This is a genomic window from Nitrospinota bacterium (genome assembly GCA_029881495.1).
Classification (GTDB): domain Bacteria; phylum Nitrospinota_A; class UBA7883; order JACRGQ01; family JACRGQ01; genus JAOUMJ01.
Genome location: JAOUMJ010000014.1, coordinates 53,247 through 70,736, shown reverse-complemented (window position 1 = coordinate 70,736; position 17,490 = coordinate 53,247). Strand labels below are relative to the sequence as shown.

Sequence of the window (17,490 nt, the reverse complement as noted above, 5' to 3'; positions counted from 1 at the left end):
TTATCTCGCTCCCGGCGAGTTCCACCTTAAGGTAAAAAAAGGGCGCACTACACCGGCTGTCATTGATCTGGATCCGGAACCGTCCAACTCTCTCCACCGTCCCAGTGTAGATCAGATGCTCCTCTCCGTCGCCTTGGCGTTCCCCGGTACTGCGCTCGGAGTAGTTTTAACAGGAATGGGGCAGGATGGATTGATCGGCGCAAGAGAGATGAAAAAGGGGAACTCTCAGGTTTTTGCCCAGGCCAGGGCAAGCTGTGTCGTCTATGGTATGCCGAGGGCAATAGTTGAAGAGCATCTGGCCGATAAAATATTGCCGCTGGAAGACATGAAAGCGCAGATATTAAAGGCGGTAAAGCGTTGAAGGATATTCAGGCATTATGAGGAGAATTGCTTTTGTCAATGAAAAGGGGGGGAGCGGGAAAACCACCCTTTCATCAAATGTCGCCGCATGGATAGCCCTTCAAGGGAAAAAAGTCCTGGTAATCGACATGGATCCGCAGGGGCACATCGGCAAATCGCTTGGGGTGAACATACATACGCTTAAAAAGACAACCTTTGATCTGCTTGTTTACCCAGACATCTCAGTAGAGGATGTAGTTTTGCACACAAAGTACGACAACCTTTCAATCATCCCATCAAACAAGCTTCTCACAGACGTGGTGGTGAACGTTTCAAAGCATCCCGACAGGCACAGGAAACTGCGGGACAAGATAGAACAGGCCGAAGGGTACGATTATGTCTTGATTGATTCGCCTCCTTCGCTAGGGCTTCTCACGGTGAACATACTCTACTCATGTACAGAGGTGGTCATACCTGTCTCGCTTACATACCTGGCGTTGGATGGATGCGCGGAGATACTTGATACCATCAAGACCGTCCGGGAGAATTTCGACCATGAAGAGTTGCGTCTTTCGATGGTGGTCCCCACTTTTTTCATGGAAACTATTCTGGTAGAATCCATTATGAACAAACTGAAAAATCATTTTGGCGGGAAGATGTCAAAAACGGTTATAAAGTACGATATGAAGCTTGATCAGGCGCAGAGTTTCGGCAGGACGATTTTCGATTTCGCCCCCGATTCCCACGGCGCGAAAGCAATGGCTTCCGTTGCAAAGGAGATTGTGGAAATTGGCGGATAAAATACTTGGGCACAACCCGCTGGAAGTGGAGCTCGACAGCATCTGGAAGGTTCCCAAAATGATACCCCGCATACAGGAGCCGAATCACTCACAGTATGCTCAGAGTGTGACCTCCCCTAAAGGGTCGAAGTCGACCGGTGAAAACAGCGAAGAGTGGACGCCGTTTGATAACGATGAGAGTGGCGGCCAGTACGATGGAATGTCAGGTGTTGAAGATATTCCGCTGTTCGGAGATGAGTATTCGGAGGTAGTTGAGAAGGAAGATTCCGGCGTTGAAATGGTTCAACTCGTAGGGTTCAAGCTCGGCAATGAGCTTTACGGCATAAACATCATGAACGTTCAGGAGATAATCCGCAATCTGGATATTACCAGGATCCCGCGGTCGCTCAGCTTCGTGAAGGGGGTGCTCAATCTGCGCGGCAAGGTAGTGCCGGTGATCTCATTGCGGGAGCGTTTTCATTTTCCCGAAGAGGATATCGACATTGAGGAGGTTCGAATAGTCCTCGTTAATACGACAGTCGGTCTCGTAGGGTTTGAGGTGGATGAGGTCACGGAGGTCTTCAGCATTCCGAAGAACATTATTTCCCCTCCTCCCCCTTCGTCCACAAAACTTGATTCCGAATATATTGTTGGTGTTGGAAGGCTTGGGGAAACGTTGCTGGTGATTCTAAACCTGGATACACTGGTTGAAAATGCCAACTTAACCCTTGACGCCTAGCCGATTTAACATTTTACGCCGGGTTTATTTATCAATACAGGAAAGCTATGTCGCAGCATTGCACGGATAAACGTATTGTCATAATACCTGTATTCAACGAAGAGCCTTACATCAGCAATGTCATACGGACGATCAAGCGCTATTATGACGGCGATATCCTGATAATAAATGACGGATCTACCGACGGGACTTCCGAAATAATCGCGAACCTCAAGGGTGTGCGCGTTCTTTCACATAAAACCAACATGGGCTATGGTAAATCGCTCATAGACGGTTTTTCATACGCGGCTGAAAATGGTTACAGCTGCGTGGTGACCATCGACTGTGATGAGCAGCACGAGCCTCATCATATACCGACGATCTTCAGGGATATGGGAGATTTGGATGTTTTCTCCGCTTCAAGATACCTGAAGGTGATGGAGAATAATGACGAGCCCCCTCCCGACAGATATCGCATCAACAGGGTCATCACGGAGAATGTAAACAGAATAACCGGCTACAAGCTGACCGACGGTTTTTGCGGCATGAAGGGGTACAAGGTGAAATCTCTCGTAAAAATGGACTTGCGGGAGCATGGCTATGCGTTTCCGATAGAATTCTGGATACAGGCTTTTCATCTTGGATTCAAGGTTGGGGAGTTCCCTATCGCGAGGATCTATAAAAATCTGAATCGCTCCTTCGGCGCGCAAATGGATGATCCCGATAGAAGGCTCGATTTTTACATGAAGGTACTTGAAAGGGAGATGAATCGATGGCAAATATCCTCGCCGTTGGCGCCCACCCGGACGATATAGAGCTAGGCGCCGGTGGGACGGTCGCTTCTCTCATAAAAAAGGGGGATAGCGTAACAATCTGCGATTTAACAAACGGAGAGCCGACACCATATGGCTCGCCGGAGGTTCGGGCGAAAGAAACCATGGAATCAAACGCTATTCTTAAAGTTGAGAGAAGGATAAATCTCGGTCTTCAAAACAGGTGGATGAAAGACAGTGACGAGGCGAGGGTGAAACTGGCAGAAGTTTACAGGGAGATAAGGCCGGACGTTATTCTCGCGCCATATCATCTTGACGCGCATCCGGACCATGTAGCGGCTTCCAGTCTGGCGCAGTCGGCCAGATTTATAGCAAAGTACACGAAGACCGATATGAAGGGTGAACCTTTTTATCCGCCCAGAATATTCTTTTACCTCTGCATCCATCTTAAGAAAATGATAGAGCCAACGCTGATATTTGATATCTCTGAAACAATCGAGCAGAAGCTTGAGGCCGTGAAGGTTTACAGGTCGCAGTTCTATTCTGGAGATAAGCCTCGCGGAGATGAAATAATAAACAGGCTCAGGGCGCAGGCCGCATACTTCGGGTATCTCGCAGGGGTTGGATTCGGCGAACCGTTTGTTAAGCTCGAAGAGATAGGTGTCCGCTCTTTCGATCACCTTATACCATGATCTCCATTCCGGGCAGGGGCGAAACATTTTGTAAACCGCCGCACCGCGACTGGAGAAAGATCGCGGAAGAGAACAACAAGAAAATTCCCTCAAACTTTTTCGGCATCGACGCAAAATCGTGGCGTAGCGAGGTGTTCGCCATGGCTCTGGAATATATGGAAGGTCTTGGGGTAGAAGTCCCGGTATTTTACCCTGATAAACCACTTCTATTGTCGGGCCATCAGCCATATCCGTTTCACGCAGGTGTTTATTACAAATACAGGCTCTTGGCCGGACAGTCGGAATTGTTTAATCCGCTATGGATTTCGATGGACACCGAGCCATCTGGATGTTTCTCCGCGAAGGTCCCTTCCTTCAGGGAGAGGCCGAAGATCAGGAAACTTTCGATGCTCCCGCTGGGCGATGAAGCGATTTTCTACTCGGATGCGAAGACGGATAAGGATAGGCTCGGCAAATTCCTTGAAGAGGCTTTCGACGATCTTTCAACGATTCCCGGAGGGCGTTTTGAGTTCGCGGAAAAATTCCTGGAAAAGGTGATAGGGGAGCGCTCGGGAAATCTTCCCGGCAAGATGCGTGACGTAATGCTGATGCTCAAGCGAGAGTACTGCCCCGAATTATCATCAGGGGTGTTCGAGTTGCCGCTTTCGGAGATCTGCATGACGGACAATTTCCATATCTTTGTCTATCATCTTATCGCAAAGGGAGCCGAGGTTAGGGTCGCGTTCAATTCGTCCCTGGCGAATTACAGAAGAGCGCATCAGTTGAGATCCGCTGCAAATCCGTTTCCTGACCTTCAGGCAAAGGATGGAAATATTGAAACCCTCCTTTGGAAAGTGGAAGGGGGGGAGAGAAGCCCGCTATTTGCAAAGGCCAGGGATGGAAAAATATATATTGATGCAAACGGGGAGATGGAGATTGACTCTCCTGAAAAACTGAAACAAGCATGCCTTGATGCGGGGATAAGAATATGGCCTAGAGCCGTGGCCCTTTCATTGTTGCAACGTCTCTTTCTAGGCGATCTGTTCGTGCACGGCATCGGCGGAGCAAAATACGATCAGGTGACAGACGAAATTGTCAGCTCCCTTTTCGGGATGACGCCGCCGGTCTTCGCAGTCGCTTCATGCACGCTGGAGGTAGAAGGATTGACAGACCCGGCATCGGCAATAAGTGAGTTGACGCAGCAAGAGCGTGAGATGAGGTTCCACCCTGAGGATTATCTCGAAATGACGGGGGATACTGAAGAGGTGTACGATGAAAAGGAACGCCTGATTCTCGAGATAAAACAGGAGGGAGCCGACAAGAAAAAGCTCGGCGCGCGTATTTCGGAGCTGAACGATTTCCTGATAGGCAAGCTTGAACCTGAAAGGGAAAAACTGCGCGGGAGGATCTCCGCTCTTGAAGAGGAGGCTGTAAGATATAATGTGTTGGCGGACAGGGAACTCCCATTCTTCTTTTTTTCGCCGAACTGCTTTCCGGAATAACAGGTTATTAGCGCGGGATGGCGCCGATGTTTTGGTTTTGGAATCAGGTGAAGTATTTCCAAGTCGACCCATCGCGCAATAGAATAGGGTTCGGCGATTTGGGCAGGTCGGGATAGGAGGTAGCTTTTGAAGCCTGGTAATGCAAGCGCTAAATTTTCCGATTTGCGGCACGCGTTTGATTCTTACAACATCCAGAGAGTATACAATGCCTCTTCGAATTTCAATGACGACGAACAGAGCCTTTTCTCAGCCGTGCCGGTTCTGCTGTTTTTCAACTTCAACGATGTTGAGGGGCTTGAATGTCCCAAGGACGCTATATGCGGCATCTCATCATGGGAGCCGAAGGAGTCGCACATGGCCGGGTTCAACCGCTTTTTCCAGGGTGTTGAGCTAGTAAAAAGCGAAGCTGAGCCGGCAATTATCTCCCTTATGCTGGTCGGCAGTCTGGGGACGGTGGGGCAGACGGAGAAATCGGATTTCGATTATGTGGTCATAGTGGACAAAAGCCGTTTGTCCGAGAGCTGTCTGGAAAGTTTTCAGAAAAAACTTTCGTCAATCGAAGATTGGGCGATGAGGGAACACGGTCTGGAAGTTCATTTCTTTATTTCCGATCTTGTTGAGTTTCGCGAAAACCGCTTTGGAGAAACGGACCGGGAAAATGTGGGGACTGCGTTGGGGAGGCTCTTCAAGGACGAGTTCTATCGAACCGCGATATTTATCGCCGGGAAGAGGCCTCTTTGGTGGATTGTGCCTCCGGGGCTTCTGGAGGAAAAATATTCGGAATTTGTCGACAGAGTAATGGTTCATCTGGGGAGAGAGGCGGAAAACTATGTGGATCTCGGTTATATATTGAAGGCGGAACCGCAGGAGTTTTTCGGGGGAGCCTTATGGCAAATGAACAAGGCAATAGGTTCGCCTTTCAAGTCGGTGCTGAAGATGGGACTTCTCGAGTGCTATCTGCTGGAGCCGGAAAAAGGCCTTCTCTGCGATGAGCTGAAAAAGGAGATTTTGAAATCGGGGGAATCGACTGGTGATATAGATCCCTACAGGATGATGTTTGAAAGGGTAGTGCGCTATTACCAGAAAAACGGGATGAAAAAAGAGGTACAGCTTATGTGCGGCGCATTTTTGCTGAAGTTGGGATTCACGCCCGAAAAGGCAGACCTCTTTTTTAAGGGGGACGTAATCCCAAAGACCGGGAGGGAGCGGATTATCACGGAACTTCTTGCGGAATGGAAGTGGTCGTCTGCCGTATCTAAAGCTATGAGCGAAGATTTCGGCCTTGCGGTTGACAGATCGTATCAGGCGCTAGGAGCGGTCAACCGGTACTTTTTGGATACATATATCCGACTGGCAAACTGGCTCAAGGAGCATAGCAGTGAAGCGGTAAATATTTCCAAAACGGATATGGCGGTTCTCGGGAGAAAACTGTTCACCTATTTCGAAAAGCGTCCCGGAAAGATCTCCTTCATGTATCCGGGGGCAAAACCGTCAACGCCGCCGTCTCATATTACACTGGTTGCGGAAACCGGTTCATCAGGGGAAAGGGTCTGGTCGTTATACAATTTTCAAATGCTGAACGCCGTGGAGTCGACCTACAAGAATATCTCAAAGCCGATAGCGCAGTTTGGGTCGCTGATAGGCATGCTGGCATGGATGGCCATTAACGGCATTTGGAATCCGGATACCAGGCTGAATTTTTTCGGAAAGGTTCCTCTGTACAGCTTTGCGGATGTCAGTCAGATACTTGCCGGGATGTACCGGTTTTTTGTATCAGATGCACAGCCGGAACCTGAGCGAAAGGATTACATCGCCGACAAATATCACATAAAGGTATTCGTGGTGCCGAATTTCGGGTATGGGAAGATAGAAGGGGAGATGAAAAGGGTAGATCTGGTGCTTCTGGACTCGTGGGGCGAATACACCTACAGGAGGTTGAAACCGCGGGAAGCATACAGGGAGATAAACGAAATGAAAACGACCACACAAACTATCGGCAGGAAATTTTCCATGCATATAACTGTTCCCGACTCGCAAAATGACCCAATGATGAAAAGTGAAATCGAACGGGGCGTGGATATGGCTGAAAAAATTAGCAGGTCGGAACATAAGAAGAGCGGCAAGGCGAGGCTTGATTTGTAGTGTATAATTTCGTGAACGGAATAAATGTCATAAACACGGGATAATGGAATGATCAAGGGAGCGAAAAAAGAGAAGGATAAGCTGCTTATCCTTATAGTAGAGCCGTTTACCAAAAAAAGGGCACAGCTGATCCAGCAGCTTAAACTTCTTGGATACAAAAATTTTGAACACACCGGTGATGGCGCGGCCGCATTCAACATCCTGAAGCGCCGTGCCGTTGACATCATCATTTCCGGATGGGATATGCCGAACATGAACGGCCTGGCGCTGTTAAAGGTTATTTCCGCCGATGAAGAGCTTTACCGCATACCGTTTTTTCTCGCCGTCCCCGCGGTCAGCAGACAGATGGTCATAGAAGCGGGAAAATACGGGGTCTCCGGAGTTTTCGTAGAGCCTATAAATGATAAACAGCTGGACAAAAAATTAACCCAGATAATTGAAGGGTCGAAAAGCGACCCCAAAGCCGAGCAGGTGGAGGACCTTTTTCAGAAGGCGATGAAGCTGTTTGAAACCGGAGAATTGGATGAGGCCTTAAAGGTGCTGAACGAAATAATATCTGTAAACGAGTCGGCTGAAGTCTATTACAACATCGGATACATAAAGACTGCCCAGAGCAAGTATGATGAAGCCATCGTTGCTTTCAGAAAAGCCGTAATGATAGACAACTCCCACGCGCGCGCGTATAGAAAAATGGGAGATGTATATTTGAAAAAGGGTCAACCGGAACAGGCCGAAAAATATTTCGAAAAAGCAGGCGAGATATTTCTCGAAAGGAATATGGACAAGGAGGCCGAGGACGCGTTCAAGGAGGTGCTGAAGATCAGCCCGGACACGACTAACATATATAACAGCCTGGGGATAATATACAGAAGGCAGAACGATTATAAAAAAGCGATTCGACAATACCAGAAAGCTATCGAGGTAGATCCTGAAGATGAAAATATCTACTACAATCTCGGGCGCGCGCTCCTTGAAGACAAGCAGATAAAAGAGGCGAGAAAGATATTCGAGCACGCGCTGAAAATGAATCCTGATTTCAAGGAAGCCAAAAGGATGATCCACGCGATCGACGTAGGTTTTTAGATTGGGATCGCGGGGATTCGCCGGTTTTCACTCCCCTCCTGTTACAGTTTGCGTTCCGGTGTCCCGTCAAAAGAGTGAAACGAATCAAAGCGATTTCAGAAATCCCGTTTTGACTAGTAAAATATATAACTGAAAACCGATGCATGGCGATATTTACCTGTTGCGGGGAAGTAACTTGAAAATTCAAATATCATTGGAAGCCGACCATTTGCAAAAGTAAAAGGTAAAATGGAAATATGAACAGCGGTAAATTGAGCGCGGATGAGCTGAACCTTCTAGCCAGGTTTCCATACGAGAATCCAAATCCAGTCTTCCGCGTGAATTCCGGGGGTGTGATAGATTTTGCCAATAAGTCGGCAAAACCTTTTCTAGATTCGGTTGGTATCGGCATTGGCGGCAGGATCCCCGACAGGTGGGATGAATCGGTTCTGGACGCAAAGCGAACAGGAGAGGCGCGCGAATTGGAGATATCTGCAAAAGACAAGTATTTTTCGCTTACGTTTACTCCGGTTGAGAATAAGGATTTCACATACGTTTACTGCTTAGACATCACATCAAGGAAAAAAGCCGAGGAGGCGCTTAAAAAGAGCGAAGAGATACTTGTAAAGGCGCAGTCAATCGCCCATGTGGGGAGCTGGGAGTTGGAGATATCATCGGGGGATGTTGCATGGTCGGATGAAGCGTATGTAATTTTCGGATATACCGCAAAAGAGGTTAAGGCCACCTACAGGCTTTTTATGGAATCCATCTATCCAGACGACAGGCAAAAGGTGCAGGATGCCATCGACAACGCGATCAAGGGGGGTGGGCAATACAAGCTCGTGCATCGCCTCGCGCGTCTCGATGGAAATGTGGCGACGGTTTTCGCACAGGGGCAGATATATTGCGATGATGGCGGAAAGCCTGAAAGGTTGATAGGCATTGTTCATGACATTACATCGCAGAAGGCGTCGGAGGATCAGTTCAAACTCGCGGACAAGGTTTTCGAAAAAGCGCTGGAGGGGGTGATGATCACCGATGCGAACGCGAGCATCCTTACGGTGAACCCCTCGTTCACAAGGATAACCGGTTTCCCCAAAGAGGAGGTCATCGGGAAAAAGCCCAACATTTTGCGTTCGGACAGGCATCCAAGAAAATTTTACGAGATAATGTGGAAAGATCTCATAACCACAGGCTCATGGAGCGGGGAGATTTGGAACCGCCGGAAAAACGGTGAAGCATACCCCGAGCTGCTGTCAATTACTGCCGTTAATGATGACTTCGGCAATGTCGAAAAGTATATCGCCGTTTTCCATGATATGTCGGAAGTGAAAAAAAGCCAGCAGGAGCTGAAGTACAGAACGAACTATGACGCCCTTACCGGATTGCCAAATAGAACCCTTCTGATGGATCGATTGGCCCAGTCCATCGCTTTTGGCAAGGAGAACGATGCTTCATTTGCGCTTGTCATTGTGGGGATAGATAATTTCCGGAAAATAAACGAAAGCATGGGGCACGCCGCTGGCGATATTCTTTTGCAGGAAGCCGGAAAGCGGATTTCGGAAAGACTGCGAGGGGTTGACACCGTTTCACGGTTTGGCGGTGATGAGTTCGCGTTGATCCTTGAAGACGTTCACAACCTGGGGCACGCGGCAAACGTTGCCAGGAAATTGATAGAGGTTTTCGAAAAACCTTTCTCTATCGGTGCCGATAAAGTGCACATGACGGCGAGCCTCGGCATCACGCTTTTTCCAGCCGATGGCGAGCGGGCGGAGGATCTGTTGCAGAACAGTGATATCGCGATGGCCCGCGCGAAAAGCGAGGGGAAGAACAGATACCAGTTTTTCGCTTCAGAGATGAACGAGTTGGCCATCCACAAAATGAATATTGAAAAAGACCTTCGCATAGCACTTGATGAAAATCAGTTGATGGTGCATTACCAGCCGAAGCTCGATATAAAAAGCGGGAAAATATCGGGGGTCGAATCGCTTGTCAGATGGAACCATCCGACAGTCGGGGTGATGTATCCGGTATCCTTTATGCAAGTTGCCGAAGATACCGGCCTTATAGTCAGGATTGGCGACGATGTATTGAGGTCATCCTGCGTTACTGGTAAATCGTGGATCGATTCCGGGTTGGGGCCGATAATGATGGCGTCGAACCTTTCAGCCAGACAGTTCAGGGGGCCGAACATTGCGCAGAAGATAAAGGAGATATTGAACGAAACGGAATTCCCCCCGGAAAGACTGGAACTTGAGATCACGGAGAGCATGGTTATGCATGACGTCGACAGCGCGATATCTATCCTGGCGAAATTGAAGGATATGGGGATAAGTATTTCGATAGACGATTTCGGGACCGGCTATTCGTCATTTGCCTACCTGAAAAAATTCCCCGTCGATACTCTGAAGATCGACAAGGTGTTCGTGGATGATATCGCAAGGAGCAAAGACGAGGCGAAGATAATAATGGCTATCATCTCCATGGGTCACAGCCTGAACCTGAAAGTCGTTGCCGAAGGGGTGGAGACGAAGGAACAGTATGAGCTTTTGCGTGAAGCGGGATGCGACATGATCCAGGGATACTACCTCAGCAAGCCGATCCCCGCCGCTGATATGAAAGCGCTCCTCTCCGGCAGAAAAAAAGTCCACGTGGATTAGAGTGCTTAAGAACTCTAGTATTCAATAGAACAATCAACAAGGCCTTTTCGGCAGTCGAAAGGGCGATTCAAAGTTGCAGGGTTATGTTTGAATGCCTGAAACTCTTTACGTGGAGGCTTACTTCACTGAGAAGGATGCTTCGCCGACGAAGTAGCTGTCGGGCGGGAGGCCGCCGGCCGTAATCCAGCGGTAGCTTCTGCCGGCTTTCAGGTATCCGCGCTTAACGTCCAAATCGGTCTTCATGGTTGACTGCTGATACACTGTGCGCGGTGCCACATCGGTCGTATCCTGCAGAACGAAAAAGTATTCCGAAACACCTTCCACTTCTTTCCATTTAAACCGGACGTTTTCCCCGGCGAGGAAAGTGATCATCTCGGCGTCGGCAGAGCCGATTCTCTCCCCTTTGGCGCCAAAATAAAAATAAGGCATTTCATTGCTGGTCTTTTTGTAAATGACGAAATCTTTTCCGCCGGAGCCGGGGACAAGCGACATCTCCGGAGTGTAGAGCATGAACGAGATCAATAAAACTGCCGCGGCGTACGCCGGGAGGGGGATCAGCACCCAGCGTTTCAGCCACGACAATATGTTTTCAGAGTTTTCTTTCGGGGGGATTATTTCGAGCGCGGCGTCCACGAAACGGCGCGGCGCGATCCTGTCCCTCGCTTTTTCCATCCTGTTGGATTCGGTGAAATAGTATGCCGCATTCTGGAAACAGTGCGGGCACTCTCTTACATGTTCCATGCGTGAAGGTTCACCGCCTGAACTATCCATCGCTTCGGCGATCTCCTCGATGGAAAGACAGTTTGCCCCTCTTGCGCCTTCAAAAGGTTTTGCATACTTCGCCGCCGAAAGAAATTCCGCCATCCCTACAGCTTTTGCGGTGCAGACACTGCATGATTTGAGGTGGCCAGAATCGTCTTTTCCGCCTGCCACGATCTGCAGTATCTCGGTGGTGGTGAGATGGTTCATGCTTCCACCCCCGTTTCGTGAAGTATTTCTTTTAATCCCTTGACGGTCAGCGTGCCGCGCCCCAAGGGGGTAGATTCCTCGATAGATGACAGCAGTTTCCTGACAGCTTTTTCGATGTCGCCGAAGACCTCCGCCTCGCTTTTTCCGCGGACGTTTCCAAGTTTCCCCATGAACCCTGCGATCTCCTGGGCGCTCATCCTCTGCTGGAAAAAGAGATGGAGCAGCTGCTTTTCCGCGACGGGAAGAGTCTGCAACGACTCTTCAAGTTTTTTCAGGAATTTTCCAAGTACGATTTTTTCCTCAGGCCCGGCCCCCTCATTCGACGACGGTTCCACTTCTGCGGAGTCGAGCGGAATGAAAACAGGATCCGATATAAGGTCGTATTTGCCGTTCAGGATAAGGGTGCGCCTCACCTCGTCCGCCAGTTCGGTCACGCGCTCGGTATCAATTCCGGTCTCCCTGGCGATCTGCTCTTCGGTTTTCCTTAGCCGTAGCGATATGCAGGCGGTTTGCGCGTCCTTCGAAAGTTTTTTTATCTCCGAAGGGAGCCTCGCGTAGGCGGTTTGACTATATAACTCTGCCATATCTCCACCTAAGCCAATCGATATACAATTCCCTTGAGTTGAGTATTTGCCAAACGAAGGTGGAGAGACGGCTTTTGTTCCGCCCCGAATACCGGGAGACCCTCTTTTGAAGCTGTTGAAAGATCCAGATATAGATATCCATACCTTCGTCACACTCCTCCCGTCGATAGGCGGACGGGTGGCCTTCCATCTTCCGGTGTATGGAGAGGAGGCCGCATCCGGCTTCCGCCATTGATACGGGGCAGTGGCTTTCGCACCATTTTCTCGCCCTGTAGAGCACCCAACCCGAATAGGAATGGACGAATCGCTCCCACGATTTCCCGTCCCCGTCCGATATTTTCGATACCAGGTCGATATCCTGTTCCACTGAGCCTTCCAAATCGTCTTTCTGCATCTTCACCAATGTAAAAAGAGATTATTCTAGCTGAAACAGCGCTCTGAGTGTCGTTTATGCTTAAAAAATCGTTAAAAATCATCATCTTTTCCTTATTTATAATTAGACGGACGATTTTCCGGGATTTGGTCGATTTTATCAGATCAGGGGAGTTTTTTGGATTCCCTGGTCCACTCCTGAAGGGGGGATGGCTCAGATACTCTTTTTTACAGATTCCCTGATGTGCGAAAGGAGGTCGCCGGAGAGCTTTCCCGAACGGCGGTAGCGTTCCATGGAGAGGCCGCATTTGCACCCCCGTTTCAGCCGGGTAAGCCTTTGAAGGGCGTTTTCCATTATCTGAGGGAAAAGGGATATGGAGCGTTCTACCTTTTCTGTTTCCGCCTCGTTCAGCATCCCCTCAAAAAGGACGCCTTCCTTGAATTTCCTTGGCGTAACCCCTTCGGCGAAGTTGCTTATCATGCATATGGAGGCGTAGCAGATCTCCAGTTCCCTTGCCAAAAACGCCTCGGTCGCCAGGGTCATTCCGACGAGGTCGGCTCCCCACGATTTGAACATCCGTATTTCAGCCGGGGTCTCAAGCCTTGGTCCCTCAGTACAGCAGTAGATCCCCGAGTCATGAAACGAATTGCCGGTTGCCGCGACAGCCGCCCGAAGCGTGCCGGCTGTCTCACTGCAGAACGGCTCACCCATCCTTATGAATCCGAGGCCGGTCCTTGCGTAGAATGTCGAGTCACGGGTTTTTGTGTGGTCGATGATGTCGCTTGTGATGACAAAATCCCCAGGTTTCATCTCGCTGTTTATCCCGCCAGGCTGCGACCATGAAACTATCCTCTCCACTCCCAGTTCCTTTAGCGCCCAGATATTCGCGCGGTAGTTCACATCCGGGGCGGTGACTTCGTAGGATTTTTCGCCGTGACGCGAAAGGAATGCGTATGTGAATCCGACGCCGCTGAAGAAATGAATGGGGGCGCTTTTTCCGAAAGGTGTATCGGGGGTTATGCTTGCGCTCCTTTCGCCGAAAGAGCTCTTCGAGAGGAGGTCGTAGGCGCGGCTACCTCCGATTATTGCCAGTCGAGCTTGTAGATTTTTCACCAATCTTTTTCCAGCGATCTCTCTTCAATGTTTTTTCGTCTCACTTCGGTCTGCACCTTCTTCTCGTCCTGTTCAAGGGCGTTCAGTATCCTCTCCATCTCTTCCGGCTTTAGTTCACCCTCTTTTTTCTCTTCATCGGCGTTTTCAGGTTTTGCGTCCGCTTTTTCTTCATCAGGATTATTTTGTTTTTTCTGCTCTTCCCCTTCGCTTTTCTGCTCCTCGCTCTTTTCTTCCTCCGGGTTTTCGCTCTTCTCCTTTTCCTCTCCATCCTTGTTCTTGTCGTCGTTCTTTTTATCCTTATCCTGTTTCTCTTTATCCTGATTTTCCTGTTTCATCTTTTCAAGCTCCTTGAGTTTCGCCAGTGTGTGCTCAAGGTATTTCTTGACGGTGAGATCGGCAGGATTTTCAAGGAGCGATTTCCTGTAGCTTGCCGCGGCGTTTTTGAGGTTCACCTCGGCCTTTTCAAGGTCGCCGCCGTTCATATTGGCGGTTCCGGCCCAGTAGCTTGAATGCCCGAAGTTAAGGAGGGCCTTGTCCGAGATAGATTTGTCTGGGGATTTCGAAACCTGCGAATAAAGACTTGCCGCTTTTTCATGTTCCCCGGCCTTGTAAAGGGAGTTGCCGAGATTGAATTTCGCGGCATCGGAGCTTCGCGATCTCAGCGCCTCGGTATACTCCTCCGCCGCTTTCGAGTAATCACCCTTTTCGTATTCCTTGTTCCCCTCGACTACATGCGAGTAGTGGCTATCGCCGAAAGCAGGGAGAAAGAGGGAGAGAACGAGAAGCGAAAGTATTCTCATATGTCGTACCCCGGCAGTGTTGAATCCTTCAGCGAAAGGAGAGCCCCTTCCCTCAGCCCGGAATCGCACACAGTCAATTTGTCGATGCCGAAGATATCCATTATGCAGAGTATTATACAGATTCCGGGGATCACGAGATCCTCCCTCCCGCTCTTCAGGGGATTCAATTTCCCGCGCTCCTCAAGGGACATTTTTCCTATCTCTTCGAGCACCTTTCTTATATCCATGTCACGCAGGATGGTATTGGTAATGCGGTCCGGGTCGTACTCTTCCATCCCGAGGTGGAGCGCGGCTATGGAGGTGACGGTTCCCGCTGTACCTACGAGGGTGAATGCGTCCTTGATATCGAGTTTCTCCTTTACCCCGCGGATCTCATTTTTCAACTCCGATTCAAGAGTCTTATATTCACTCATCTCCAGAGGGGCGTGCCTGATATAGCTTTCGGTAAGCCTTACGACCCCGATGTTCGTGCCGACCGACCTTATCCCCCCTCCGGCGTCGCGGTATATGAATTCCGTGCTTCCGCCGCCGATGTCGAAAAGGAGTATCGGTCCGCTTTTATTTATGGCGGATTCAACCCCTTTTAGAGCGAGCCCCGCTTCGCTCTCCCATTCTATGACCGACAGGGGAAATCCCGTGCGGTTGCGGAAAAGGTTTTCGAATTCTTCCCTGTTCTTTGCGCTTCTCACCGCGTGGGTCGCGACCGCGGCGATACGGAACGGTTTTAGTCTTTCAGCCTCCGCCAGGAGGGATTCGATCCCTTTGATGGTGCGTTCCATCGCGACGGGCGAAAGGGTTCCGGTGCGGTGCATCCCCTCTCCAAGCCTTGTGATGATCTGGGAGGACAATACTGTATGGAAACCGTTGGCGGTGGATTCAGAGACAAGAAGGCGTATCGTGTTGGAACCGAGGTCAAGAGAGGCGTATCTGGCCGCGCTAGTTGAGAACTTTTCAGGCATCTCCTTCGCGTTCCAGGATTTTTATGAATTTCTTGATGATCACCGGATCAAACTGCTCTCCGGAGTGTTTGCGGAGTTCTGAAATGGCGGTTTCCTTGTCGAGGCTAGCCCGGTATGGTCGTTCGGAGCGCATTGCCACATAGGCATCGATGATAGTAAGGATGCGCGACCCAAGCGGTATGCTATCCCCCTTCAGGCCGTCGGGATAACCGAGACCGTCAAACCGCTCGTGGTGGTGCCGGATAATTTCAGCTACTTCCTCGCTGGCGTTCAGGCTGGTTGAGATGCTGGCGGATGTTTGGGTGTGGTTTTTAAGCATCTCTTTCTCCTCGTTGGAGAGAGTTTTTTTCTCTATCAGGCCGTGCTCAAAATCGTAGTTTCCTATATCGTGCAGGATCGCGGCGGAGCGGAGGTTCCATAGATCGTTTTCCTGCATCTTGAGCGCCTTGCCTAGTTTCATGCATAGGTCGGCGACCGCCTCGGACCAGTTATTGAAATATTTTGTTTTCGACTCTATTGCGTCTATGAAAAGCGAGGCCGAATAGAAGGCGCTTTCGGTGAATCCTATCTCTTCGCTTCCGATGGTTTTCTCGGGGGCAGGGGCTCTCCTTCCTCTTTCGAGCGCCTTTTTTACAGAGTCCGCCAGATCGACCTGCTGAACCGGCTTGATGAGATAATCGACAACCCCGAATTTGATAGCCTTGATGGTCAAGTCCGTTTCCATCATTCCGGTGATAATTATCACATAGAGCATTTTGTCTATTTTGCGCAGTTTCCCGATCAATTCAATCCCGCCAAGCCCTGAAATATTTATGTCGGCGATAATCAGGTCGTAAGATTTTCCCTTGACCATCTCCAGAGCGGTATTGCCGTCCTCGGCAATGTCCGAATCACACCCATATTCGGCCAGAAATTTTTGATGCTTTTGCGCGATTGCCTGCTGGTCGTCGACAATTAGAATATGAGCGCCTTTTAAACTGTCAAGTTGCATTTTATTTGTCATGTAACAACTATAGACTGAAAGCGGATTCTTATCAATAATAGAGGAAATGATAACAGCAAGGACGCCGACGCGCATAGATCTGGCCGGAGGGACACTGGATATATGGCCCTTATCGGCGCTTTTCGCGCCGGCTGTCTGCATAAACATCGGCATCAATTTGTACGCGACAGTCGAGGCGAGGAAGATCCCTGGCTCCAGAGCAGTGACGGTAAATGCCCGGCACATGGGGAAGGTTTTTCATCTGGAGAGGGGAGTCGACGAAAAAGCGAAGACACTTTTCCACAGGGGGTATGAATGCTTCCCTGAAATTACCGGCGGGTGGGAGCTTGCCGTGGATTGCATGTCGCCCGCAGGGGCCGGGCTTGGGGGATCGTCGTCGCTCCTGATCGCGGTTATCAGAACCTTCTGCGAAATATCAGGCCGCAGGATGGACAAACTGCAGATATTGGAGATGGCCAAAAACCTCGAAGCCCGCCATCTCGGGATCCCGACCGGGACGCAGGATTATATCGCCGCCTTGCAGGGGGGGGTAAGCGGGGTCGTAATGGATGGGAGCGGGATGGCATACAGGAAACTTGACGTCGATTCGCGCGAGCTTTGCAGCAGGCTGGTTCTGGCCTATTCGGGGGAGTCCCGCGTTTCGGGTAAGGCCAACTGGGTAATGTTTAAAAGAGGGGTAGAGGGGGATTTCAAGGCAAGGAAAATATTTCGCGAGATAGCGGCGAATTCGCTGGAAATGGAAGGAGCGCTCTCGGAAAGGGATTGGGAAGAGGTCGGATCGCTGATGGACAGGGAGAACCGGATAAGGGAGAAGTTCGGGCCGTCCGTAATTCCGCAAAGGCTTGGAAAGGTATTTCATACACTCCGAAAGGGAGGGAGCCACCCGAAAATATGCGGCGCGGGGGGTGGGGGATGTTTCGCCGTTTTTTGCCACCCTTCCAATAGAAAGGGGGTCGAGACGGTCATCAGGGAGAGCGGAATGACGCCGCTGAAGTTTGGCCCCGGCACGCCGTCGTTGAAACGGCTATAATTGTGCAAGATAT

The 17,490-nt window shown here is 50.0% G+C and carries 17 protein-coding genes; 10 read left to right on the top strand and 7 right to left on the bottom strand.

The features are described from left to right. The 9 genes from OEY64_07870 to OEY64_07830 form a co-directional block, all read left to right on the top strand. A partial coding sequence (locus OEY64_07870; protein ID MDH5542865.1) for a CheB methylesterase domain-containing protein occupies positions 1–361 on the top strand: 361 nt, incomplete at its 5' end. Between the two features lie 16 nt (positions 362–377). Then, a complete protein-coding gene (locus OEY64_07865; GenBank protein MDH5542864.1) occupies positions 378–1,139 on the top strand; it encodes a ParA family protein in 762 nt (253 codons plus the stop codon). After that, on the top strand, positions 1,129–1,857 hold the full coding sequence (locus OEY64_07860) for a chemotaxis protein CheW (GenBank protein MDH5542863.1): 729 nt from the start codon (positions 1,129–1,131) through the stop codon (positions 1,855–1,857). Before OEY64_07865 ends, OEY64_07860 begins: the two co-directional genes overlap by 11 nt. A gap of 47 nt (positions 1,858–1,904) precedes the next feature. Then, on the top strand, positions 1,905–2,651 hold the full coding sequence (locus tag OEY64_07855; GenBank protein MDH5542862.1) for a glycosyltransferase family 2 protein: 747 nt from the start codon (positions 1,905–1,907) through the stop codon (positions 2,649–2,651). Beyond that, complete coding sequence (gene bshB1 / locus OEY64_07850; protein ID MDH5542861.1) at positions 2,609–3,301, top strand: bacillithiol biosynthesis deacetylase BshB1; 693 nt, start codon at positions 2,609–2,611, stop codon at positions 3,299–3,301. Before OEY64_07855 ends, bshB1 begins: the two co-directional genes overlap by 43 nt. Beyond that, positions 3,298–4,782, top strand: coding sequence for a hypothetical protein (locus tag OEY64_07845; protein ID MDH5542860.1), 1,485 nt, complete (start codon positions 3,298–3,300; stop codon positions 4,780–4,782). The genes bshB1 and OEY64_07845 overlap by 4 nt, the downstream gene beginning before the upstream one ends. Before the next feature lie 126 nt (positions 4,783–4,908). Continuing rightward, entirely contained in the window at positions 4,909–6,924 is a 2,016-nt protein-coding gene (locus OEY64_07840) for a class I adenylate cyclase (protein ID MDH5542859.1), read from the top strand. Positions 6,925–6,972: 48 nt separating this feature from the next. Continuing rightward, positions 6,973–8,007: a tetratricopeptide repeat protein gene (locus tag OEY64_07835; GenBank protein ID MDH5542858.1), complete on the top strand. Its 1,035-nt coding sequence runs from the start codon at positions 6,973–6,975 to the stop codon at positions 8,005–8,007. 236 nt (positions 8,008–8,243) lie between these two features. After that, positions 8,244–10,646: an EAL domain-containing protein gene (locus OEY64_07830; GenBank protein MDH5542857.1), complete on the top strand. Its 2,403-nt coding sequence runs from the start codon at positions 8,244–8,246 to the stop codon at positions 10,644–10,646. A 117-nt stretch (positions 10,647–10,763) separates the two neighbouring features. Here the strand turns inward: OEY64_07830 and OEY64_07825 are convergent, their stop codons facing one another. The 7 genes from OEY64_07825 to OEY64_07795 form a co-directional block, all read right to left on the bottom strand. Then, positions 10,764–11,615 carry a hypothetical protein gene (locus OEY64_07825; GenBank protein ID MDH5542856.1) on the bottom strand — a complete coding sequence of 284 codons (852 nt, stop codon included), beginning with the start codon at positions 11,613–11,615 and terminating at the stop codon, positions 10,764–10,766. After that, positions 11,612–12,199 carry a hypothetical protein gene (locus OEY64_07820; GenBank protein ID MDH5542855.1) on the bottom strand — a complete coding sequence of 196 codons (588 nt, stop codon included), beginning with the start codon at positions 12,197–12,199 and terminating at the stop codon, positions 11,612–11,614. Before OEY64_07820 ends, OEY64_07825 begins: the two co-directional genes overlap by 4 nt. Next, positions 12,183–12,593 carry a hypothetical protein gene (locus OEY64_07815; protein MDH5542854.1) on the bottom strand — a complete coding sequence of 137 codons (411 nt, stop codon included), beginning with the start codon at positions 12,591–12,593 and terminating at the stop codon, positions 12,183–12,185. The genes OEY64_07820 and OEY64_07815 overlap by 17 nt, the downstream gene beginning before the upstream one ends. Positions 12,594–12,785: 192 nt before the next feature. Then, the gene (locus tag OEY64_07810; protein ID MDH5542853.1) at positions 12,786–13,685 is read right to left on the bottom strand and encodes an MTAP family purine nucleoside phosphorylase; all 900 of its coding nucleotides are present in this window, start codon (positions 13,683–13,685) and stop codon (positions 12,786–12,788) included. After that, entirely contained in the window at positions 13,682–14,485 is an 804-nt protein-coding gene (locus tag OEY64_07805; GenBank protein ID MDH5542852.1) for a tetratricopeptide repeat protein, read from the bottom strand. Before OEY64_07805 ends, OEY64_07810 begins: the two co-directional genes overlap by 4 nt. Beyond that, entirely contained in the window at positions 14,482–15,444 is a 963-nt protein-coding gene (locus tag OEY64_07800; protein MDH5542851.1) for a Ppx/GppA family phosphatase, read from the bottom strand. The genes OEY64_07805 and OEY64_07800 overlap by 4 nt, the downstream gene beginning before the upstream one ends. Further along, on the bottom strand, positions 15,437–16,435 hold the full coding sequence (locus tag OEY64_07795) for a response regulator (protein MDH5542850.1): 999 nt from the start codon (positions 16,433–16,435) through the stop codon (positions 15,437–15,439). The genes OEY64_07800 and OEY64_07795 overlap by 8 nt, the downstream gene beginning before the upstream one ends. A 58-nt stretch (positions 16,436–16,493) precedes the next feature. Here OEY64_07795 and OEY64_07790 point away from each other — a divergent pair, with 58 nt between their 5' ends. Beyond that, complete coding sequence (locus OEY64_07790) at positions 16,494–17,477, top strand: hypothetical protein (GenBank protein ID MDH5542849.1); 984 nt, start codon at positions 16,494–16,496, stop codon at positions 17,475–17,477. Positions 17,478–17,490 lie beyond the last annotated feature (13 nt).

Coding starts and splice junctions, on each gene's coding strand:
- OEY64_07865 (MDH5542864.1), top strand. CDS start 378: ATGAGGAGAATTGCTTTTGTCAATGAAAAGGGGGGGAGCGGGAAAACC.
- OEY64_07835 (MDH5542858.1), top strand. CDS start 6,973: ATGATCAAGGGAGCGAAAAAAGAGAAGGATAAGCTGCTTATCCTTATA.
- OEY64_07815 (MDH5542854.1), bottom strand. CDS start 12,593: ATGCAGAAAGACGATTTGGAAGGCTCAGTGGAACAGGATATCGACCTG.
- OEY64_07825 (MDH5542856.1), bottom strand. CDS start 11,615: ATGAACCATCTCACCACCACCGAGATACTGCAGATCGTGGCAGGCGGA.
- OEY64_07830 (MDH5542857.1), top strand. CDS start 8,244: ATGAACAGCGGTAAATTGAGCGCGGATGAGCTGAACCTTCTAGCCAGG.
- OEY64_07855 (MDH5542862.1), top strand. CDS start 1,905: ATGTCGCAGCATTGCACGGATAAACGTATTGTCATAATACCTGTATTC.
- OEY64_07795 (MDH5542850.1), bottom strand. CDS start 16,435: ATGCAACTTGACAGTTTAAAAGGCGCTCATATTCTAATTGTCGACGAC.
- OEY64_07845 (MDH5542860.1), top strand. CDS start 3,298: ATGATCTCCATTCCGGGCAGGGGCGAAACATTTTGTAAACCGCCGCAC.
- OEY64_07805 (MDH5542852.1), bottom strand. CDS start 14,485: ATGAGAATACTTTCGCTTCTCGTTCTCTCCCTCTTTCTCCCTGCTTTC.
- OEY64_07800 (MDH5542851.1), bottom strand. CDS start 15,444: ATGCCTGAAAAGTTCTCAACTAGCGCGGCCAGATACGCCTCTCTTGAC.
- OEY64_07790 (MDH5542849.1), top strand. CDS start 16,494: ATGATAACAGCAAGGACGCCGACGCGCATAGATCTGGCCGGAGGGACA.
- OEY64_07820 (MDH5542855.1), bottom strand. CDS start 12,199: ATGGCAGAGTTATATAGTCAAACCGCCTACGCGAGGCTCCCTTCGGAG.
- bshB1 (MDH5542861.1), top strand. CDS start 2,609: ATGGCAAATATCCTCGCCGTTGGCGCCCACCCGGACGATATAGAGCTA.